18 protein-coding genes are annotated in these 22,276 nt (G+C 51.9%); 17 read left to right on the top strand and 1 reads right to left on the bottom strand.

The annotated features are described in order from the left end of the window. Positions 1 to 46: 46 nt before the first annotated feature. The 7 genes from ric (at position 47) to NST26_RS21795 (ending at position 6,713) form a co-directional block, all read left to right on the top strand. Entirely contained in the window at positions 47 to 742 is a 696-nt protein-coding gene (ric, locus tag NST26_RS21825) for an iron-sulfur cluster repair di-iron protein (protein WP_155991686.1), read from the top strand. 132 nt (positions 743 to 874) lie between these two features. Then, a complete protein-coding gene (locus tag NST26_RS21820; RefSeq protein ID WP_340979778.1) occupies positions 875 to 1,561 on the top strand; it encodes a hypothetical protein in 687 nt (228 codons plus the stop codon). 270 nt (positions 1,562 to 1,831) lie between these two features. Next, positions 1,832 to 4,258 (top strand): nitrite reductase large subunit NirB, encoded by a 2,427-nt coding sequence (gene nirB, locus NST26_RS21815; RefSeq protein ID WP_340979777.1) that lies wholly within the window; start codon positions 1,832 to 1,834, stop codon positions 4,256 to 4,258. A gap of 25 nt (positions 4,259 to 4,283) precedes the next feature. Further along, positions 4,284 to 4,628: a nitrite reductase small subunit NirD gene (gene nirD / locus NST26_RS21810; RefSeq protein WP_340979776.1), complete on the top strand. Its 345-nt coding sequence runs from the start codon at positions 4,284 to 4,286 to the stop codon at positions 4,626 to 4,628. 19 nt (positions 4,629 to 4,647) lie between these two features. Beyond that, a complete protein-coding gene (locus NST26_RS21805) occupies positions 4,648 to 5,466 on the top strand; it encodes a formate/nitrite transporter family protein (RefSeq protein WP_036731856.1) in 819 nt (272 codons plus the stop codon). Positions 5,467 to 5,567: 101 nt separating this feature from the next. Continuing rightward, positions 5,568 to 6,188, top strand: a complete 621-nt coding sequence (locus NST26_RS21800) for an NAD(P)-dependent oxidoreductase (protein ID WP_340979775.1) — start codon at positions 5,568 to 5,570, stop codon at positions 6,186 to 6,188. 42 nt (positions 6,189 to 6,230) lie between these two features. Further along, complete coding sequence (locus NST26_RS21795; RefSeq protein WP_339249592.1) at positions 6,231 to 6,713, top strand: NUDIX hydrolase; 483 nt, start codon at positions 6,231 to 6,233, stop codon at positions 6,711 to 6,713. A gap of 136 nt (positions 6,714 to 6,849) precedes the next feature. Here the strand turns inward: NST26_RS21795 and NST26_RS21790 are convergent, their stop codons facing one another. Further along, positions 6,850 to 7,569 carry a Crp/Fnr family transcriptional regulator gene (locus NST26_RS21790; protein WP_245368069.1) on the bottom strand — a complete coding sequence of 240 codons (720 nt, stop codon included), beginning with the start codon at positions 7,567 to 7,569 and terminating at the stop codon, positions 6,850 to 6,852. Positions 7,570 to 7,987: 418 nt separating this feature from the next. On the opposite strand from NST26_RS21790, the gene NST26_RS21785 reads away from it, so the two are divergent. The 10 genes from NST26_RS21785 (at position 7,988) to NST26_RS21740 (ending at position 21,795) form a co-directional block, all read left to right on the top strand. Next, positions 7,988 to 10,291, top strand: a complete 2,304-nt coding sequence (locus NST26_RS21785) for a glycoside hydrolase family 65 protein (RefSeq protein WP_340979774.1) — start codon at positions 7,988 to 7,990, stop codon at positions 10,289 to 10,291. Further along, positions 10,291 to 12,621, top strand: coding sequence for a glycosyl hydrolase family 65 protein (locus NST26_RS21780; RefSeq protein WP_340979773.1), 2,331 nt, complete (start codon positions 10,291 to 10,293; stop codon positions 12,619 to 12,621). The genes NST26_RS21785 and NST26_RS21780 overlap by 1 nt, the downstream gene beginning before the upstream one ends. A gap of 5 nt (positions 12,622 to 12,626) precedes the next feature. Continuing rightward, complete coding sequence (gene pgmB, locus NST26_RS21775; RefSeq protein ID WP_340980859.1) at positions 12,627 to 13,256, top strand: beta-phosphoglucomutase; 630 nt, start codon at positions 12,627 to 12,629, stop codon at positions 13,254 to 13,256. 80 nt (positions 13,257 to 13,336) lie between these two features. Continuing rightward, on the top strand, positions 13,337 to 14,137 hold the full coding sequence (locus NST26_RS21770) for an alpha/beta hydrolase (RefSeq protein ID WP_340980858.1): 801 nt from the start codon (positions 13,337 to 13,339) through the stop codon (positions 14,135 to 14,137). A gap of 69 nt (positions 14,138 to 14,206) precedes the next feature. Next, the gene (locus NST26_RS21765; protein WP_340979772.1) at positions 14,207 to 14,716 is read left to right on the top strand and encodes a GNAT family N-acetyltransferase; all 510 of its coding nucleotides are present in this window, start codon (positions 14,207 to 14,209) and stop codon (positions 14,714 to 14,716) included. Positions 14,717 to 15,141: 425 nt separating this feature from the next. Continuing rightward, the gene (locus NST26_RS21760) at positions 15,142 to 16,935 is read left to right on the top strand and encodes a cache domain-containing sensor histidine kinase (RefSeq protein WP_340979771.1); all 1,794 of its coding nucleotides are present in this window, start codon (positions 15,142 to 15,144) and stop codon (positions 16,933 to 16,935) included. Between the two features lie 13 nt (positions 16,936 to 16,948). Continuing rightward, entirely contained in the window at positions 16,949 to 18,277 is a 1,329-nt protein-coding gene (locus NST26_RS21755) for a response regulator (RefSeq protein WP_340979770.1), read from the top strand. Between the two features lie 214 nt (positions 18,278 to 18,491). Continuing rightward, positions 18,492 to 19,319, top strand: coding sequence for a carbohydrate ABC transporter permease (locus NST26_RS21750; RefSeq protein WP_155991687.1), 828 nt, complete (start codon positions 18,492 to 18,494; stop codon positions 19,317 to 19,319). A gap of 1 nt (position 19,320) precedes the next feature. Further along, complete coding sequence (locus tag NST26_RS21745; RefSeq protein ID WP_209871219.1) at positions 19,321 to 20,193, top strand: carbohydrate ABC transporter permease; 873 nt, start codon at positions 19,321 to 19,323, stop codon at positions 20,191 to 20,193. Between the two features lie 132 nt (positions 20,194 to 20,325). Beyond that, positions 20,326 to 21,795 (top strand): ABC transporter substrate-binding protein, encoded by a 1,470-nt coding sequence (locus tag NST26_RS21740; protein ID WP_340979769.1) that lies wholly within the window; start codon positions 20,326 to 20,328, stop codon positions 21,793 to 21,795. Positions 21,796 to 22,276 lie beyond the last annotated feature (481 nt).

Here is a 22,276-nt window from a genome sequence, read left to right as displayed (position 1 = left end):
CTGAGGAGGGGCCAACATGGCGTCCAATCAATTAAACGATACAACAATTCATCCCGGGTTCACCCCGGAAGCAATGGTCAGAGATATTGTCCTGCAGTTCCCCAAAGCAGCAGATTATTTCAAGGCACAACGGATCGATTTCTGCTGCGGAGGTGCCAAGCCGCTGGCTGAAGCCGCTGCCGAGAAGGGTCTTGATCCGGCAGCAATGGTGCAGGAGCTGAACAAGCTGCAAGAGCAGCACCCGGTTCTGGAAGAGGATACCGCCTGGAACGAGGCTTCTTCGGAGGAGCTGGTGGATTATATTGTGAACAAGCATCATCGTTACCTGCGTGAAGAGCTTCCGCTAATCAGTCAAAATGTAACCAAGGTGTTCCGCGTTCACGGTGAGGATTCACCGCACCTCGGAGAGATGCACCGTCTGTTCAATATGCTGCGTGAAGAGCTGCTGCAGCATACAGCGAAGGAAGAAGAGAGCGAATTCCCTAAGATGCTGGCCTACACTCAGAACCCAACCGAAGAAGGACTTGCGGAGCTGCGCGGACTGCTGCATAATTTGGAAGCTGAGCATGACGGGGCCGGAGAGATCCTGCGCGAGCTTCGCAGAGTAACTAATGACTACACACCGCCCGCACATGCCTGCACGACTTATCGCCTGACCTATGCCCGCCTTGAAGAACTGGAAGGCATGACCTTCGAGCATGTACATCTGGAGAACAACATTTTGTTCCTGCGGTATCAATAGGACCTGCTGCAAGGTAGAAGTCCCTTCGGGGGCTTTTTACTTTTTCTTCCGGCAGAAATGATTTGAGAACCCTTCCTCTATGCGTTATCCTTAAAGAGTCTGGGAAAATACATATGAAGGCGGTGCCGTGGGATGTCCACGAAATGGATGCGCTTCATGCTGTGCCTTCTCTTGCTGGCCGCGGCAAGCGGTTGTGGCTTGGGATCAGAGAATGGCGGCAGCAGTAACGGAGGCCAAGGATTAACCTTTTCAGTCAAGGTGGGTGACAGTGAAATGGCCGGAAGCTCGGCCAGATTGCTTAATGAAGCTTACGTGCCTGGGAATTCAATAATAGAGCTGTTCAGAAAGAGCGGCGTTGTTACATTTTCAGCGGATGGAACCAGTATTCTTGAGGTGAATAAGGTCTCCCTGGGTCCGGATATGAGCTGGGAGGTTCAGGTGAACGGCAAGAAGGTTCAAGAGCTGAATACGACGCTGGAACCGGGTTCGGCCATTACGATGTCAGCAGGGCCTGCCGGAACCGGAAAGATGTTTCAGCCTGTCATCATCACGGTGAACGGGGGGAGCGAGCAGCCGGAGCTGACACATTCGCATGTGCTTTCTTTTATGCAGGATATGTCCGTCAAGGGACTGCTCAAGAACAGCGGTATGGTCCGGCTTGCCGAGGATAACCGGACGGTGCTTTCCGTGATGGAATATACCCCGCTCAGCAGCGAGGAATGGAGACTGAAGGTCAATGATAAAGGTCTGCTCGGTAATGGAGTGGACATGAAGCTCAGTCCGCAGGACAAGCTGGAGATCTCTCTGGTACTGAAATAAGTGAATGAAGTATAGGAGTGAGATCGTGTATCAAATGAATGGATATCTGTGCGAAACTGCATGGGTATCCGTTTTTTTTGAATAATATATCTCTGTGCTTCACGCCATAAGTTGTCCTATGCAAGAACGGGAGAAGTCATCTCCACTCGTGTGAAAAAATTCACATACCGTGTGACTGTGGTCACACTTGTCATGGAATTGGGGACAGTATAATTTCTCTATCAGGTAAAGTTATTGAAGAAATCAGAGTTTCTGAAGGAGGGTCTACCAGTGGCAGCGGAAAGAGAAAAGTTAGTGCTAATTGGGAATGGCATGGCGGGAGTAGGCACTATTGAGCAGATTCTGAAGCTGGGCGGCGCTTATGATATTACTGTCTTCGGCAGTGAGCCGCATCCCAACTATAACCGGATTATGTTGTCCTATGTACTTGAAGGCAGCAAAACGATTGAAGACATCATTCTTAATGATCTTGGGTGGTATGAGGATAATCATATTACACTGTATACTGGCACGACGGTTACCCGGATCGATGAACAGAACAAACTAATATTGACCGATAATGGACTGGCGGTTCCTTACGATAAAGCAATTATTGCCACAGGCTCGAATTCTTTCATTCTCCCCGTACCCGGCAGCACCAAGGATGGGGTAGTCGGCTTCCGCGATATCGCTGACTGTGATGCGATGCTGGCAGCAGCGAAGCAGTACCGGACGGCGGCTGTGATCGGCGGAGGACTGCTCGGTCTGGAAGCTGCGAAGGGTCTTGTCAATCTGGGTATGGATGTTACCGTTGTTCATCTGCTGGAGGATCTGATGGAGCGGCAGCTGGACCGCACTGCTTCATCCATGCTGCAGGCAGAGCTTACGCGTCAAGGTGTGAAATTCGCCATGGGCAAGCAGACGGTAGAATTGACCGGCGAAGAGCGGGTGACCGGTCTGCGCTTCAGTGACGGCAGTGAACTGCCCGCAGAGTTTGTAGTGATGGCTGTTGGAATCAAGCCGAATGTCCAGCTTGCCAAGGACAGCGGAATCACCGTTAACCGCGGGATCGTAGTTGACGATTATATGCAGACTTCTATGGCAGATGTGTATTCTGTCGGCGAATGTACAGAGCACCGGGGAACCTGCTACGGACTCGTCGCACCGTTATTCGAGCAGGGCATGGTTCTTGCCAAGCATTTGTCTGGTGTACAGACTCCGGGCTATGAAGGCTCAGTTGTAGCAACCAAGCTCAAAATTTCCGGGGTAGATGTGTTCTCCGCTGGTGAATTTACCGAAACACCGGAGCATACCGTCATTTCTGCCAAGGATGAATGGAAGCGAACCTACAAGAAGATTTTGCTTAAGGATAATGTGATTGTAGGCGCCGTTCTGTTCGGTGATGTAACGGAATCTGCCAACCTGCAGAAGCTTGTGAAAAACAGCACAGAGATGACCAATGAAATCTATGATGAAGTTATGGGCACAAGCTGCTGCGGCGGAGGCGGAGCCAAGAAAGGCATGTCCGTTGAAGCGATGGCTGATGAAGAAATCGTCTGCGGCTGCAACGGCGTAACCAAAAAAGCGATTGTGGATGCTGTTACGGAGAACGGCTTCACTACGGTGGATGAGATCAAAGCCTGTACGGGTGCAACCCGCTCCTGTGGCGGCTGTAAGCCGGTGGTGGAGCAGATTCTGCAATTCGTTCTCGGAGACAGCTTCCAGCAGAGCGCCAAGCAGGGGATCTGCAGCTGCACCTCGCTTAGCCGGGATGAGATCGTAGCCGAGATTACGGCTAAAGGCCTCCGGACCACCAAGGAAGTCATGCATGTCCTGGACTGGAAGCAGGCAGAAGGCTGTTCGAAATGCCGCCCTGCCGTGAACTATTATCTGGGGATGATCTACCCTGACACTCATGAGGATGAGAAGGAGTCACGTTTCGTCAATGAACGGATGAGCGCCAATATTCAGAAGGACGGAACTTATACAGTTATACCGCGGATGTATGGCGGGGTGACCACTCCTGAGGATTTGAAGCGGATTGCCGATGTGTCCCTGAAGTATGATGTGAAGGTTGTGAAGGTAACGGGCGGACAACGTCTTGACCTGATCGGTGTCAAAAAAGAAGATGTACCTAAGGTGTGGGAGGAGCTGGATATGCCGTCCGGCTATGGTTATGCGAAGTCGCTTCGTACGGTAAAAACTTGCGTGGGTTCACAGTTTTGCCGCTTCGGCACACAGGATTCCATGGGCATGGGCGCTATGCTTGAGCGTAAATATGAGCGGCTGGATATGCCGGCCAAGTTCAAGATGGCGGTTAACGGCTGTCCGCGTAACTGTGCCGAGTCCTGCACGAAGGATATCGGGATTGTCGGCAATGACGGCGGCTGGGAGGTATTCATCGGCGGCAACGGCGGGATTAAACCACGGATCGCAGATGCCTTCTGCAAGGTGAAGACCGACGAGGAGCTGGTTGAGGTCTGCTCCGCTGTTATCCAGTACTACCGTGAGACCGGTAATTACCTGGAGAGAACCTCCGAATGGGTAGAGCGTATGGGTCTTGAGCATATCCAGACGGTGGTTATGGGGAATGACGACAACCGTAAAGAGCTTGCGGCACGTATTGACTTTGCACTGGCCCAGGTGAGTGATCCTTGGCGGAAAATGCTGGATGACAAAAACACCCGTACTGCGCTGTTCGAAGAGACACAGGTATAGTCTAAAGGGAGAGGGAGAGAGCATAATGGAACGGAGCAATCGGGAATATACGATAGGTGCAGTGGAAGAGTTCATGCTGCAGATCGGCCGGGTAGTTCATGCAGGAGAGGTGGAATTAGCCATATTCCGCACATCGGACGGCGCAGTCTATGCGGTCCGCAACCACAGTCCCCACCCGAAGGGCGGTCCGCTCGCGGAAGGCATCGTATCAGGCTATTATTTATATGATCCGCTGCATGACTGGAAGATCGACCTTCGTACCGGAGAGGTTCAGGCACCGGACCGGGGGCAGGCAGAAGTCTATCCGGTTACAGTAGAGAGCGGAGTTGTTAAGGTCACTCTGCCTGCGGCAGTAACAACCCTAAATTAAAGGAAGAGCAGGTGCGGATATGTTTACGCAGAGCGTAGAGAATATCGTTGAGACAGCCGTAGGGAAACGCGACAAAATGAATGAGAGCCTGCCCAAATATTTTTTGGCGGCCCTCCTGGCAGGAGCATATGTGGGGATTGGTATTATTCTGATCTTCTCACTGGGGGCACCGCTGGCAGCGATTAAGTCACCGTTCCAGCCGCTGATTATGGGAGCATCCTTCGGGATTGCCTTGACCTTGGTTGTATTCGCAGGCTCAGAGCTGTTTACAGGTAATAATATGTTCTTCACGGTAAGCACACTTGCCGGGAGAACTACAGTCTGGGACACGGTGAAGAACTGGGTCCTGGTATTCCTCGGCAATGTGGCCGGTGCTGTGGTGCTGGCGCTGCTGATTCAGGGATCGGGCCTCTTCAAGGCAGCGCCTGCCGAGCATCTGATCTTCGCAGCCGCCGCCAAAAAGATGAGCCTACCGTTCTCGGAGTTGTTCTTCCGCGGCATCCTCTGTAATTGGCTGGTCTGCCTGGCGCTGTGGATGTCCTCCCGCGCCAAGAGTGAAGCGGCGAAGCTGGTCCTAATCTGGTGGTGTCTGTTCGCCTTTATCGCGAGCGGCTATGAACACAGTGTAGCGAACATGACACTCCTCAGCGTAGCCGTGCTGCTGCCGAATCATCCAGAGACAGTGAGCATCGCCGGCTGGTTCCACAACATGATTCCGGTCACGCTCGGCAATATCATTGGCGGCGGTGTCTTCGTCGGCATGGCCTACTGGCTGATCTCGCCTGTACGGACTCCGCGTAACGTATCTGCTACCCCTCAGACTAAGAAGGCAAGCTAACTTTAATATAAAGCCCCGCAGCTGCTACATGGCTTCGGGGCTTTTTTGCCGCTCTATCCCTGCTATAATAGGGATAATTCTTACCAGGAGGTTATTTTCATATGAATATATTGATTCTAGGTGCCACCGGCCGGGTGGGGAGCCACATTGTTACCCATGCTCTTCAGGATGGACATCATGTTACAGTACTGGTCCGTAACCCGGAGAAAGTTCAGCCTCTCCATGCCAACCTGACTATCCTCCAAGGTAATGTTCTTAATCAAGAAGATATCGCCCGGGCAGTGCAGGGAAATGATGTAGTGATTAGTGCATTGAACACCGATGGGACAACCACGCTTACAGACAGCATGCCTTTTATCATCGGAGCCATGTATGAAGAGGGTATAGAGCGCATTATAACCGTAGGAACTGCGGGCATTCTCCAGAGCGAGCTTTCCCCGGAACTCCTGCGTTACCAATCCAGCGAATCTAAACGCAGGTCAACCCGTGCTGCAGAAGAACATGAACAAGCCTATCGCTTGCTGGAGCGATCGACTCTGAAATGGACCATTGTGTGCCCAACCGCTCTGGTGGAAGGAGAACGTATGGGGACCTATCGTGTGAGACGAGATATTTTGCCCGGAGGCGGTACTGAAATATCTGTAGCGGATACAGCGGAATTCACTTATAGTCAAATTGATGCTAGCGATTTCATAAGAGCCCGTGTCGGTATTGCTTACTGATAAGGAGAGCAATCCAGAAAATGAACCGAGGAGAGGGCTACGATGGAAAGCTTTAACCATTTTGGCGTATATGGAATTTGTCAGCGTGACAGCAGGCTGCTGGTGATACATAAAGGAAGAGGCCCTTATAGCGGAAGATACGATCTGCCTGGGGGAAGACTGGAGGCTGGTGAATCCCTGGTTGACGGCTTGATTAGAGAGTTTATTGAAGAGACTGGTTATACAGTAAAGGTACAACAGAACCTGGGCACTTTCGATTTCTTTATCCGGTATAACGAAGATCACTTTACGCAAATGCATCATTTAGCAGCCTTGTATCAGGTTGAATTGACCGGGGAAGAAGGTCCTGTTGCCATTTCAATGTTCGAAGAACAGGATTCCCGCGGGGCGGAGTGGGTAGATATCACTAGAATAACACTCGATTCAGCTTCTCCGCTAGCCGTATATGCTGCGAAGTTCCTTAGGAATGAGGAACTGCCTTTAACACCAGAATATTATGATGATTGGGAAGTAAAAGGTACATAGGATGTTCCGCTATTGCGGTGAATTCATCGCCAGACAAGAAAAAAAGGCGCCGGACAGGGCGCCTTGACCACTCTATTAAATTTATTGGGTCAGATATGTTTCAATGAGGTGAATAGAGGGTATTATTGATAGGAAATTAAATTCGGCAAATTTCATTGGGACATAATTCGCAGTGGCAGATTTCCTGAAGCATCGCCAGATCCTTGATGACGATCATGCCATTCTCATACTCCACCGCATCTTTTTTGCGCAGATCACTAAGCATCCGGTTAACGCTCTCACGGGTAGCGCCGATCATGTTGGACAGATCTGTATGCGTGATTTTTTTGTTGATTAGAATGCTGTCGCCCGTCTTCTCACCATAGGTGTTGCCAAGACGGATCAGTGTGGAGCAGAGTGCACCCGGTTTGCCGTACATCATCAGATCGCGGAATTTGGTCTGTGTGAGACGGTGATGGATCCCCATCCATTTCATGAAGTCAATGGAGAAGTCGCAGTGCTGGCAGATCAGAATCTCCAGATCCTTCTGCTCGATTACGCCAACTTCACTCTCTTCAATGACTTCGGCCGTGAAGCTATGCTTCGTGCTGAAGAACGGGTCAGCCTGACCTACCATATCGCCAGCCTGATACATATACAGAATCAGTTCCTTGCCTTCGTCTGTAGATTTGGTCAATTTCACACGTCCACGCTTGATATAAAACAGTTTATCCGAGAAATCGCCTTCCCAGAACAGGTGTGATCCTTCAGGGACTACACGTTCCTTCATGGTGACCAACAGGCGGTTAAAGTTCTGCTCGGAGAAACAGTTTGTATTGCCGCGGGCTTCGATAACATTATAATGTTCCTTTATCATAATCGACATCCCCTTTATTCCCTCAGTTTTTCAGTAAATTTTAAATTAATTATACCTTGAAATTCCTCATTATGGGTAAATATTTTCCCTTAAAAGTGTCGAATTTTTAACATTGTGATAAATTTCACTTCATTTGTGTGAGAAAGCTTATGTTTTTGGGCGTATGATAGGCTTCTTTACATGATTCAAAGGATATTATATCAGTTGTCAACTGTTCTGGATAGATGCAGAGGGGGGCGGCTTTTTTGCGTTTGTCGTCCGTATTCCATATGATCCGTACAAATGCACATAACTCGCTTACAGGCGGACCTTGGTCACGGGCGGGCTTAGCGATACTCTGGAACTAAAGTGTCTGTTGTTTCCGCTGTGTGAGCGGAGGAGCGGACCAAGCCTCACTTAGCGAAGGAGAGTTTCAATTATGGCAAAAGTAGCAGATCCCTATCTGAAGGTCGATCCCTGGGCAATTATTGAGGAAGGCTTTGATCCGGAACGCAACCGGACTTCGGAATCTATTTTTTCACTGGGCAACGAGTATATGGGGGTACGGGGGTATGCGGACGAGGGCTACAGCGGCGATTCCTTGCCGGGGAGCTATTTCAACGGGTTGAATGAGCAAATGGAGGTTGGCAATCATTATAAAGGCATTATCCGGTCGCTGCGCTACATGGTGAATAGCGTGGACTGGCTGCATACCCGGATCTCGGTGGACGGTGAAACCCTGGATCTGGCTCACTCCCGCATAGAGGCGTATACGCGCAGACTGGATTTCCAGACGGGAACCTATACACGGGAGTTCATCTGGCTGCTGGCGGACGGGAAAAAGCTGAAGCTCTGCTTCACACGCTTGGTCAGCATGACTCTGTCCCATCTGGGACTGCAGCAGATTAGCTTCACCGCGCTTAATTTCACGGGTAAGGTAGATATTTGTACTGGCCTTGACTTCGGCATGGTTCATGAGGAACACGGCCAGAGTATGTGGAAAGAGCAGCAGCGCGGCGGGGAAGGAGCAATAACTGCCATTATGGCCCGTACGCTGACAACCGGAAATCAGCTGTTCTCGGGCTTTGTCCTGAAGTCTTCGCAGGCGCTGCATACGGAGCTTGTGGAAGATGACCGGTATATCGGGCGGCAATTCTCCCTTATGCTGGCTGAAGGGGAGCCTGCTTCCTTCACGAAGCTTGTGGTCAATGTGACAGGCACGGATGCTGCCCCAGCTGCAGACCGTCTCTGGACAAAAGGCATGGAGCTTGCAGCAGCGGCGGACCAGCTGGTGGAGGAAGAGGTGGTTGCTGACCAAGCCTCCTATTGGAGCAGCATCTGGGCAACCAGCGATATCCGGATTGAAGGCGACCCGGAGAATCAGCAGGGCATCCGTTTTTGTATTTTTCAGCTGTATCAGACGTATCACGGGGACCATTCCGGGTATAACATCGGTGCCAAAGGGTTAACCGGCGAAGCTTACCGGGGGCTTGCCTTCTGGGATACCGAGTCCTACTGTCTGCCGTTCTATCTGTTCAATAACCCGAAGGCGGCCCGCAGTCTGCTGGAATTCCGCTACAAGACGCTGTCTCAGGCGCTCCAGCGCGGGAAGGATGTGGATTGTGCGGGCGCATTCTATCCGATTGCCACGATTGACGGGACAGAGAGCTGTGACCTGTGGCAGCATTCCAATCTGCAGCTTCATGTCGGGACAGCAGTCGCCTACGGCATCTGGCATTATGTGAAGAACACCGGCGACCTGGAATTCCTCTACAGCAAAGGCGCCGAAATGCTGATTCAGATCAGCCGTTTCTACGCATCCCGCGGCCAGTGGGGTCAACGCACCGGGGAATACGGATATTTCGGCGTGATGGGGCCGGATGAATTCCAGCTTATGGTTAACAATAACTGCTACATCAATCTGTTGGCTCAGAAGTTATTCGAATATACGCTCGAAACAGTAGCCCTCATGAAGGCGGAGGCGCCTGAAGAATATGCGGCGGTTATAGCGGTTACTGCACTCCGCGAGGAGGAATTGGCTGACTGGGACCACAAGCGTGTCCATATGAAAATCCCGTTCGATCCCGGCAGCGGCATCTACGAGGAGCATGACGGATTTTTTGATATGCCGCATATCGACATTCACTCCATTCCGGTGACTGAGTTCCCGCTGTACTCGAATTGGTCGTATGACCGCCTGTACCGTTACGATATGATCAAGCAGCCGGATGTGCTGATGTTCATGTTCCTGTACAACGGGCAGTTCTCCCGCGAGACCAAGCTGGCGAATTATGAATATTATGAACCGAGATGTATTCATGAGTCCTCGCTCTCGCCGTCGATTCACTCGATTCTGGCCAGTGAGCTGGGCAAATCGGAGGAAGCGTACCGGTTCTTCGAGTTCGCCACGCGCCTGGATCTGGACAACTATAACCGAAATACCCGGGAAGGGCTGCACACCACATCGATCGCCGCAGCGTGGATGAACATCGTCTACGGCTTCGGGGGGATGCGCTCGGATGGAGATTGCCTGTCCTTCCGGCCGGTGCTGCCGCAGAAGTGGACCGCTTACAACTTCCAGGTGATGTGCAGGGGCGTACTGCTGGGTATTACGGTAAATGCAGAGTCGGTTTCCTTCAGAGCAGTCAATGGCGGAAGCACAGAGGTGCTGATCTATGATCAGCGGGTGACCGTAGATGAAGCAGGAATCGAGCTTTCTCTCGCTGAAAGGATGACTGTGTAATGGACTGGACGGTAAGTGAGCGCAGCTTCGAGCCTGGGCGGATTACGGCGAACGGCAACAAATTTATGACCTGCAATGGCTATATGGGCTTCCGGGGAGTCCTTGAGGAGTTCGGGAAGGAGCAGCTTGCGGCGGTTACATTGGCCGGAGTGTATGACCGGGCGGGCGACAAATGGCGTGAGCCGGTGAACGCACCGAACGGGCTGTATACGGTAGTCAGCGCCAACGGCTGCAAGCTAAATGTGTTGGATACCGAACCATTGGCTCATACTCAGAGCCTGGATCTCCGCTCAGCTATCCACCGGCGGGAGACAATGTTCAGCATCCCGGGAGGCGGGAAGCTGACCCTGACCGCCGAGCGGTTCGTCAGCATGGATCAGCTCCATCTGCTGGCTGCCAGATGGACCCTTCACTGCACCGCCGACTGCCGGATAGAGATTACTACAGGAATCGATGCCGCAGTGTGGGATATCAACGGCCCACATCTGCTGGAGCAACAGAGCCGCGCGGCCGGCGGGGCTCTGCTGTCAACAGTAGTTACCGGGGAGCTGGGGCTGCCGGTGGCGGTGGCGGAGCTTACAGTGTTCGGCTTGGCAGAACAGGAGAAGCGGGTAGATGCTGTTATCGAGCTGGATAGGGGAACCGCGCTGCGCCATATTTCTATAGAAGCCAAGGCAGGTGAGACTCATACATGGTGCAAATATGCAGCCGTGTACACGGGCCTGGATATAGAAGGCGCTCCTGCGGAAGGCAGCCCTGATGAGCAGGCGGTGCGGGCCGTCCAGGAGGCCGCCGCTACAGGGTATCCCGGCCTGCTGGAGGCTCACCGGCGCAAGTGGGCGGAGCGATGGTCACGCAGCGATTGTATCATTGAAGGCGATGTGGAGGCGCAGTTCGCGCTGCGGTACAGTATGTATCAGCTGCTGATCATTGCACCGACGAAGTCGGAGAAGGTCTCGATTCCGGCGCGCGGCTTGTCCGGGCAGGTCTATAAGGGGGCCGTATTCTGGGATACGGAGATGTTCATGCTGCCCTTTTTCCTGCACAGTGATCCTGGGATTGCCCGCAATCTGATGATGTACCGCATCCACACGCTGGACGGAGCACGGCGGAAGGCGGAGGAATACGGATATTTAGGCGCCTTCTACGCATGGGAGAGTCAGGACTCCGGGGACGATGCCTGCACTCTGTTCAATGTGAACGATGTATTTACCGGGCGACCCATGCGGACCTATTTCCGCGATAAGCAGATTCATATCAGTGCAGATGTCGTGCACGGACTCTGGCAATACGTGACCTTCACGGGAGATGACAGCATCCTGGCGGACGGCGGGGCGGAGGTGATCTGGGAATGTGCGCGTTTCTTCTATTCCTATGCTTACTATAATCCTGTGAAGCGGCGTTATGAGCTGCTGGATGTTACCGGGCCGGATGAATATCATGAGCGGGTGAATAATAACGCATTTACGAGCGCCATGGTTCAGGAGACACTGAAGATTGCCTTGCAGACAGCAGAACGGTTGCAGGACAAATATCCGGCTGTGTATAACGGTCTTGCTGAATCGTATGCAGACGGGCCGTTCCTGGATGAGTTCACAGCAATGCTGGCACAGCTCTATGTTCCGCAGCCGGACCCGGATACGCTGGTGATTGAACAATTCGACCGTTATCTGCAACTGGAGGATGTGTCTCTGGCTGAGCTGAAGGCACGGATCATTCACCCGAATGAGTACTGGGGCGGAGGCAACGGGCTGGCAACAACCACAAGAATCCTGAAGCAGGCCGATGTGGTGCTCATGCTTCATCTGTTCCGGGACAGATTCAGCAGGGAAGTGAAGCAGGCCAACTGGAAATTCTATGAGCCGCGAACCGAGCATGGCTCCAGCCTCAGCGCGTGTATCTATGCGCTAGCTGCAGCGGATATCGGCTTGCCGGATTGGGGATATCCTTATTTCATGCGCACTGCCACCGTAGATCTAACCGGTGAATCGAAGCAGTATGTCGGTGACCTCTATATTGGCGGGACGCATCCGGCGGCGAACGGGGGCGCGTGGATGGCTGCGGTTCTTGGCTTCGCGGGTGTGGGCTTTGATGGCCAGACCGTCACCCTTAAGCCGTCTCTGCCGGAGACCTGGAGTTCCATTGAGCTGCCGGTAATCCTGCGCGGAGGCAGCTTCCGGCTGCGGATCGGCCACGAAGAGATCACGGTTACGGCAGCGCCGGGCAACAGCGAAGCGGTAAGCTTCGCCGGGTTCGGCGGTGAGGTGGTGCCGTGCCCTCCCGGTGCGATCCTGGAGTTAGCGTCTGAGTCCAATCAGAGAGGAGCATGACCATGATGCTGGAGCATATGAAGGGCGCTATCTTCGATCTGGATGGCGTGATTGTAGACACGGCGAAGTATCATTATCTGTCCTGGCGCTCGCTCGCCGGGGAGCTGGGCTTCCCGTTCACCGAACAGGACAATGAGCGGCTCAAGGGCGTCAGCCGGATGAGATCCCTGGATATTCTTCTAGAGATTGGCGGCCTTGAATACAGCGAAGCAGAGAAGCTGGCGATGGCGGAGAAGAAGAACCGCCTTTATGTAGAATATATCTCAGGTCTGGATGAATCAGAGCTGCTGCCTGGAGTCAGAGCCTATCTGAATGCGCTCAGAGCACGCGGCGTGGCTATTGCCCTTGGCTCTGCGAGTAAGAATGCGGAATTCATACTGGAGAAGCTGAATATTGCGGAGCTGTTCGACGTTGTTATTGACGGCAATAAGGTAGCCCGGGCTAAGCCGGACCCTGAGGTGTTCCAGTCTGCCTGCCGGGAGCTGGGGCTGGAGCCGCAGGACTGTGTGGTGTTCGAGGATGCTGAGGCTGGAGTAGCCGCCGGCAAGGCGGCAGGAATGCAGGTGGTCGGTATCGGGAAGGCTGAAGTGCTGGAGGCAGCGGATCTGGTGATATCCGGATTGCATGAATTGTAAGGGCTTGATAGAATGGCTCTTGAGGAACTTTTTTCCTCTATTATCTATTCTATTATAGAAGGAAAGCTTGAGGGATGATGATGGAAACGTTGTTGCTATGGCCTGAAGGGGCGCCTGGAGCACTGGGAACCAGCGAAGAGGATCAGCCTGCGATTATACCGTATTTAGTAGAAGGCAAGGGGAATGCTGCTGTGCTGGTCTGTCCGGGAGGTGGGTACGCTATGCGTGCCGATCATGAGGGAGGGCCCGTGGCGCAGTGGCTGAATACACTGGGCATCTCCGCCTTCGTATTGCGCTATCGTGTAGCGCCCTATCAATACCCGAGTGCGCTTCAGGATGCGCAGCGGGCGCTGCGTACGATCCGCTTCCGCGCGGACGTATTCGGCATTGACCCGGCTCGGCTCGGCATTCTGGGCTTCTCGGCAGGCGGACATCTCGCTTCTACCGCAGGGGTATCTTATGATCTCGGTAATCCTGATCACCCGGAGCCATTGGAGCGGCTGTCCAGCCGTCCTGACCGCCTGATTCTATGCTACCCGGTTATCTCGATGACCGAAGGGGTCACACATCAAGGCTCGAAGGAGAATCTGCTGGGAGCCATTCCTGATGCGGAGCTGTCGCTTAAGCTCAGCAGCGAGTTCCAGGTAACCCCGGACACGCCGCCAACGTTCCTTTGGCATACCTCTGATGATGATTATGTCCCGGTGGAGAACAGCCTGCTGTTCGCCGCAGGTCTTAGCCGTCATAAGGTTCCATTCGATCTGCATATCTATGCGCACGGTGTACACGGTCTGGGCTTAGCCCCTGAAGAGCCGCACACCAAGACCTGGACGGATGCCTGTGCCTCCTGGCTGCAATTGAACGGGTATACCAGAGCGTGAACTTCTGCTTCGATGTCCGTGTCCAAGGATAGCGTGATACGAGAGACTCAGGAAAGGCAGGTACATATTATGGAGCTTAGATTTTCACAAGTGAATACAGCGGAAGAAACTGCTGAGGTTGCCCGGTTGGCAGCAGAAATATGGCACGAACATTATGTCTCCATTATTACCGTCGCGCAGATTGATTACATGATTGGAAAGTTCCAATCGGTTCCCGCGATAACGGATCAGATCCATCATCAGGGCTACGAATATTACTTGATCCATAACGGCGAAGGCTCCACAGCCGGATATATGTCGGCCAGAGAAGAGGAAGGGAAGCTCTTTTTGAGCAAGTTTTATATCAGTAAGGAGTACAGGGGGCGCAGCTATGCCAGCCAAGCGTTGGCCTTCCTGGAGAAGTTGTGTCAGGACCGTAATCTGACTCATATCTGGCTGACAGTCAATCGTGATAACGAATCCAGTATTGCAGTATATAAGAAAAAAGGCTTCCGGACCCTACGGGGACAAATGGCGGATATCGGCAATGGATTTGTTATGGATGATTTTATAATGGAAAAAGAAATTCCTGTTCCCTAAGCGAGGAAGCGTGGAAAGGAACTACATATTCATGAACAAGGGTTCGGGTTCATCCTCAATTAGACCCTATGACTCCTTACCGCTTCAGCAGACCATTTTATGACCATCTTAAAAGCAGAAAAGAATCTGTGATTTTAGAGGGTGCAGGTCATTTTCCGATTGAACAACAGGGGCTGGAGCAGATGATTGCTGCTGTGCTTGCTTTTTTGAGAACAGTAGAGGAAGAATTACAGCTAGCATAAGCCGTCCGGCTCAATGTGCTCAGGATGAAGCACTATAAAACCAGTCCAACGCGGGATGTTCGTGTGAGGGCTGGTTTTTACTTGGGTAAGAAACTCCATACAAATGGACATAAAGAACTTTGAAATAAACCTGTGTAAGCGCTTATACGTTTGTTATATTATTAAAACTGGAGGTGAATCCAGATGTTGTCCATGCTTGTGAAACCCATTGTCAGGCTCAGTGTTAAGCAGCAGTTGATTCTGCTGTTCCTGATTATGATTACGCCTATTCTGATTCTGAACAGCTACGGCAACTACAAGGCAGAGGAGATTCTGAAGCGCCATGTGACCAATGCCTATGTGGAGCTGAACAAGCAGAATTTCGCCATCATTAACAGAGACATCGATACGGTGAATAAAATAACGACCACCGTCATCCAGAATCCGGTCCTGCAGCAGCTCAATATGAGCGGGAATGATACGGTGCTGGAGCGGGTGGAACGTTATGAGACCATCGAGAAGCTGCTCGGCAGCTATTCGCAGGGAGCGGAGCGGGGGGACGGCATTTACTACTCGCTGTACGTATATGATCCAGATAACTACTACTTTTTCGCTCCCAATTTTCCGCAGGTGAAGAAGGCGGGGGTTTATTTTTTCTCCAAAGAGGAACAGCCGTACTGGTTTGAACAGGTGGTGCAGCAGAAAGGCCGCGGTACCCTGATGTTCACCGAGAAGCTGAGTCCGCAGGCCGAAGATCTGAAGACGCTCACTTATGTCAGGGCTGTCAATAATATCTACCGGGGGGAAGGAACGCTCGGCGTGCTGGTGGTGACCAAGATGGAATCGAAGATCGGTGAATCGCTAAGGTCCATCTCACTGCCGGACGGGGAAATCTATCTGACGGATATGAGCAACCGTGTATTGGCCTCCACCACGAATTCAACCGGAGAGGTGATCGTTCTGCCGGACGGCTCGGAGGCGGGAGATCCGGAGGGAACCGAGGATATTATCACTGATGACTTCATCTATGTGGTGAACAACAATCATGCCTTTGAGCAAAAGCTGGTCTACAAGGTACCCGTCAAATCCCTGCTCCAGCAGCAAAACGAAATGAAACGCGTCATTCAATACATAACAGTGGCCTACGCGCTGTTCGGACTGATCATCATTACCTACTTCTGGCGTTCGCTGATGACCCCTTTGCAGAAGCTGGCTTTTTTTGTGCGTAAGTATGAGCCGGGCAACCGTGTGCCCGAGACTCCCCGCAGAGGAAGCAACGATGAGGTCAGTGTGCTGATTAACGCCACGTATGATATGGCCCGCAGGCTCAACAGCCTGATTATGTACAAATACCAGATGGAGCTGAAGCAGAAGGAATCGCAGCTGCAGCTGCTCTATCAGCAGATCAACCCGCATCTGCTGTACAACACCCTGGAGAGTATTTATTGGAAAAGCTCGCTCGAAGGCAACGTGGAATCCGCGGAAATGATCAAGGAATTATCCAAGCTGATGAAGATCAGCTTAAGCCGGGGCCGGGAGCTGATCACGCTCGAAGAGGAGCTTGAGCATGCCGGTGCCTACATCAAGCTCCAGCAGCACCGGCATGATTATGTGTTCGCCGTTATCTGGAATATTGCTCCCGGGACGACCAGGAATCTGATCCCCAAGATCACGCTGCAGCCCCTGATCGAGAATGCGATTATCCACGGGGTTAAGCATATGGAGGAGGACGGCGAAATCATTATTACCTCTGTGCTGGAGGATGGCCGGATTCGGATTACCATTGAGGATAACGGTTATAAGCAGGTCGATTATAAGGCTATCGAACAGATACTCAATGATGACAGCCCGAACCCGGTGAACGGCTACGGTATCCGCAATATCCATCAGCGTGTGCAACTGCACTTCGGCGGGGATTACGGGATCAGCTACAGACCGCGCGAGTGCGGAGGCACGATAGTAAGTGTGATCCTTCCGAAGTCAGAGACTATAGAGTAGAGGAGAGAATACGGTGTTCAATATACTTGTTGTTGATGATGAGCCGCTCATTTGCAAAGGACTGAGCAGTCTGCTGGCTGCTTCCGGGCTGGATATTGACCATATCTATACGGCAGGCAGCGGGTATGAGGCACTGGATTGTATCCGTATGGAGGAGATTGATCTGCTTGTGACCGATATCCAGATGGGGGCTATGAGCGGGATCGAACTGATGCAGCATGCCAAAATGACCAGGCCCTGGATGCAGACGATCGTTATCTCTGCGCATGAGACCTTTCAGTATGCCCAGATGGCCGTCCGGCTGGGGGCGAGAGACTATCTGATCAAGCCGCTGAACAGTGAGCAGTTCCTGGATTCGGTACGCAGTGTCGTTCTGAAGATGAATAGACCGTCGCCGGAGCTGGCCACTTATATGGATGGGAATGCAGACCGCTTCCGCCTGGAGGAGCCGCTTCCCGAGTACAGCGAGCTGCTGAACAGCCTGCTTACGGAGACTGCGGCGGTGCTGGGGGCAGAGGAGAAGCGGCGCAAGCTGGATGAGCTGAAGCTGCAGGGGCCGTTTTTTGCGGTGATCAAAATCAAGCTTCCCCTGCCGCAAGACCGGCCGGAGCAGAGGTACACTACCCACGATCATAGCCTGCTGCGTTACGCTGCCTTGAATATTGCCAAGGAACTGCTCGACCAGGAATGGAATTCTACCGCGTTCTATTCGCCGGACGGGGAGATTACCGTGTTGATTCAGTGGGATGAGCAGAGCTACGAGGAGCCATCCACCGGCCAGCTGAGCCGCCTGGAGGTGCTGGGCCGCAGCCTCCATTACAATATTAACCGCTATTTGCAGCTCCGGGCTGTCATCGGCATCAGCCAGATTCTGAAGGGGCTGAGCTTCATGGATGTGCTGAACCGGCAAGCCTCGAAGGCGATCCTCTGGAACAACGAGCATGCCGATCATTATGTGTTCTATTATGGGGATTTCAACTGGAACAACTATGCTGCTGATCCGTCACCCGAGGAACTGCATACGCATAGCAATCTGATCGTTCAGAAGGCGAAGGAATACATTGACGGGAATTACGCCCAGAAGGGTCTGACGATCCATGAAGTAGCGAAGAAGAATCATGTCAGCCCTAATTACCTGAGCTATCTGTTCAAGAAGAATACAGGCTATAACCTCTGGGAATATGTCATTAAGCTGCGGATGGAGGACAGCCGGGAGATGATTATGAACACCGATCTGCGGCGGTATGAGATTGCGGAGCGGGTAGGATACGAGTCGCCGGAGCATTTCAGCAAAATTTTCAAAAAATACTTTGGACTCAGCCCCAGCGAACTGAAGAAGTAAGAACGCTTACGATTGCCATAGATATAGACATGTTAAGTCTCTCCCTCATTTCCTACAATGAAGACAGGAGGCGCTTTCCCATAAAGTGCTGAAAGACGACAGGAATGAGGGAGCCGGAATGAATCAGTCTGCTGCGTTACATGATCACCTTCCAGCGGAGCTGGAGAGCAAGCCGTACAAGCAGAACCGCTGGAAAAAGAATTATTGGGGCGTGATGTTTCTTGTCCCCGCATTGATTATCTTCATTATGTTTATGTGGGTGCCTATCTTCAAAGGGTTCCTGTACAGCTTCTACACCGTTGATTTCGTCAAAGGGAATACCTTCGTCGGCCTGGACAATTATGCCAGGGCCCTTACTGACCCCGATGTACTGATTGCTGTCAAAAACACCTTGTACTATATGCTGCTCTGCCTGGTGATCGGCTTCTGGGTTCCGATTGCCTTTGCCATTGCCATCTCCGAGCTGCGGAAATTCGGCGGATTCGTGCGCGTTGCTGCGTATTTGCCATATGTCATGCCTGCTGTAGTCCTATACGGGCTGTGGCGCTGGCTGTATGATCCGGTTGGACCGATAAATGCCGTAATTGGCAGCACCGGAGCGGAGCAGATCGCCTTCCTGACCGATACCCGGTGGTCGATGATCTCGCTGGTCTTCATGGAGACCTGGCAGCAGTTCGGCTCGGGGATGCTGATCTATCTTGCTGCGGTGTTAAGTATTCCCCGGGACTGGTATGAAGCCGCCGAGATTGACGGAGCCGGAGTCTGGGCCCGTATCCGCCACATCACCCTGCCTTCGCTGCGCAATCTGATTCTGCTGATGCTGATTCTTCAGGTGATTGCCACCTCTCAGGGCTACCAGTCACAGCTGGCCTTGCTGGACGGGGGGCCGAACAATGCTACGCTGACGTATGCGCTGCTTATTGTGAAGTATGCTTTTACCAGACTGGATTATGGTACGGCGACTGCGCTGGGGATGCTGATGTTTGTTGTTCTGGGCGGTTTGGGCATTCTACAGTTCAAGCTTAACAAGGAGGACAACTAGAATGAAGAGCGCAGACAGAGGTATTCTCTCGGAGCATGACCTGAAAAAGACCAGCAATAGGGTGGTCTACGGAATTATGGTGCTGTTCATTGTCCTGATGATATTCAGCATGCTGTATCCCATCCTCATGACGATGTTCAACGGTCTAAAGTCGAATATCGAGGTCAATTCCTTTCCGCCGCATTTTTTTCCGCAGGAATGGCATTTCGGTAATCTGAAGGATGCGCTGGATTATATCGATCTGGCTATGTTTCTGCGGAACACCCTGTATATTTTTGCAGGGAATATGGTCGCCACGCTAATTGTACTGGGACTCGCGTCCTTCAGTATCTCACGGATGAATGTGCCTTACCGCAAGGCCTTCTATTTCTTCTTCCTGATGACACTGTTCATTCCGGCTACGAGCTATATGATTCCGAACTTTGTCAATCTGAAGGAGCTGGGCCTGCTCAATCAATATGCGGCCTTCTGGCTGCCGGCAGGCGCGAACACGTTCTTCTTCCTGCTGCTTAAGAATTTCTTCGACGGGATTCATCCTGAGATTCTGGAAGCCGCGCGGATGGACGGGGCCTCGGAGCCGAGAAGCTTCTTCACCATCGCGGTGCCGCTGTCGATTCCGATTTTTGCAACACTGGCGATCTTCATCTTCTCCACAGCCTGGAATGACTGGTTCTGGCCGTCGCTGGTCATGCACAGTGAGGAGAAGTATACGCTCGCTACCGCTATCTATAAGTACGTTATCAATGTAAAAGCGCTGAATACGAACATCAAATTCGCAATTCTGTTCATTGTCTCTCTGCCGCCGATCCTGGTATTCCTGGTCTTCCAGAAGTTCATTATGCGCGGAGTTTCATTGTCTGCGGTCAAAGGCTGAGCAGGAAGGATGAGGTCCGGTAGAGATCGTACTCCTGCACATGAAGGGAATATAAATACACCTCGTTTGTAAACGGTTTCTCTTTTAAGATGAATTTGTAAGCTCATTATGATATGGAAAAGGGGAGTTACCATGCGTAAAGTTTCCAGCGTATTCGCCTGTCTCCTGGTCACGGGGACCTTATTGTCCGCTTGCGGCGGCAATAATAACGGCAACAAGCCGGCGGCTGACGGGGGAGAAGCGACACCTGCACCAGCAGCAACCAAGGCGGCGGAAGAGTCAGCCACTCCGTCTGCAGCACCGGCTGACGATATCACCCAGAGAAAGGTAACAATCAAAATCCACTATCCTACGCCGGACCTGACCGAGGTGAGAGCGCAGGAGGATGACAAAATCAAGCGGTTCCAGGAAGTCTATCCGAACGTGGAGATCGTCAAGGACGACTGGCAGTATAATGTAAGCGAGATCGGAGTGAAGATGGCAGCGAATGAAGCGCCGACCTTCTTCAACACGTATGCCACCGAAGCCAAATTCCTGATTGAGAAGGGCTGGGTAGCTGACATCACCGATCTGTGGAACAATTATGAGTTCAAGGATCAGATCAATCCTGTGCTGCAGAACCAGTTCATCATTGACGGCAAGGTGTATGGAGTTACCCAGAAGGGTTACGTCACTACAACAATGATCAACAAGAAGATGCTGGATGACAAAGGTGTAGCCGTACCTCCAATGGATTGGACCTGGGACGACATGCTGAACACAGCCAAAGGAGTGGCCGATCCCAAGAAAGGTATCTCCGGCATTGCCCCGATGGGCAAAGGCAACGAAGCCGGCTGGAACTGGACCAACTTCCTGTTCGAAGCAGGCGGGGAGATTCAGAAGATTGAGGGCGGCAAGGTGGTGGCCACCTTCAATTCCGAAGCTGGTGTTAAAGCGCTGGACTTCTATAAAAAGCTGAGATGGGAAGCCAAAGCGGTTCCCCAGGATTGGGCGCTCGGCTGGGGCGATGCTGTAGGTGCCTTCCAGCAGGGCCGTACCGCGATGGTAATGGCCGGATCTGACGGAGTCATTGAACAGGCGCTTAACCAGGGCGGGTTCAAGCCTGAGGATGTGCTGACCTATCCAATGCCTGCGGCTGAGAAGGGCGGCAAGCATACCGGTGTTCTCGGCGGCGACTATCTGGTCATCAACCCTAATGCCAGCAAGGATGAGCAGGAGATGGCCTTCCGTTATATTACCTTCGACTATTTCTCGGATAAAGGTCTGGAAGCGCTCGATGCCATTCTGCAGCAGCGCAAGGCGGACGGCAAATACTTCATTCCGCCGCTTCTTGATTACTATGCTGCCGATTCCGACTTCGGCAAGAAGACCAAAGCAGTGTATGACAAATACTCTGATATTGTCTATCAATACAATACAGATATTATGGCTCTGCTCGACGGCAAACCTGAGGCGCAGTACAATACCCAGGACTACTATGCAACCATGTCCAATGTCATTCAGGAGCTGTTCGCCAAGGAAGGCACGGACTCCAAGGCCCAGCTTGATGCAGCAGCCGCAACCGTACAGAAGAAATTTTTCGATACCATTAAGGTGGAGTAGCCTGGGATGTCTCTTTCTAGACTTAGGGGAAGAGATGAATAAGGGGGGGACAGCAGAGATGCTGTCTCTTTTTTTATAAAAATATAAGAATTTATAGGTTGCACACGATAACTTATCCTTCTATTTCTCGCTGAAACGGTACCGTCCTTTAAAAGGACGGCAAAGCCGTTTCCACTTGGCAGAAATTTATATTTATATTCATCGTCAGAGTGAGTCTGTAGAAGAGCGACGGATGAACCGAAGTGATAGCTTGGCATTCATGAGCAAAATTCCCGAAGCCCAACCGGCATTGCAAGGCAAGATGGGCTATCAACGCTGCAGACTATCGTATTGCGTTCGCAGAATAGACAAATTTCAATTAAATATTACATATAATATGGTAAAAACACTAGTATATGATCGAATGAAAGCGCTTTGAAAACAACTCAAAAAAAACTTTATACTTTGTGAAAGATTTCACTATACAAGGTGAAAAGGATGT

The sequence above is a fragment of the Paenibacillus sp. FSL R7-0128 genome (genome assembly GCF_038002245.1).
Lineage (GTDB): Bacteria > Bacillota > Bacilli > Paenibacillales > Paenibacillaceae > Paenibacillus_AQ > Paenibacillus_AQ silagei.
The sequence above is the reverse complement of the archived record's forward strand: the minus strand, read 5'-3'. Positions and strand labels throughout refer to the sequence as shown.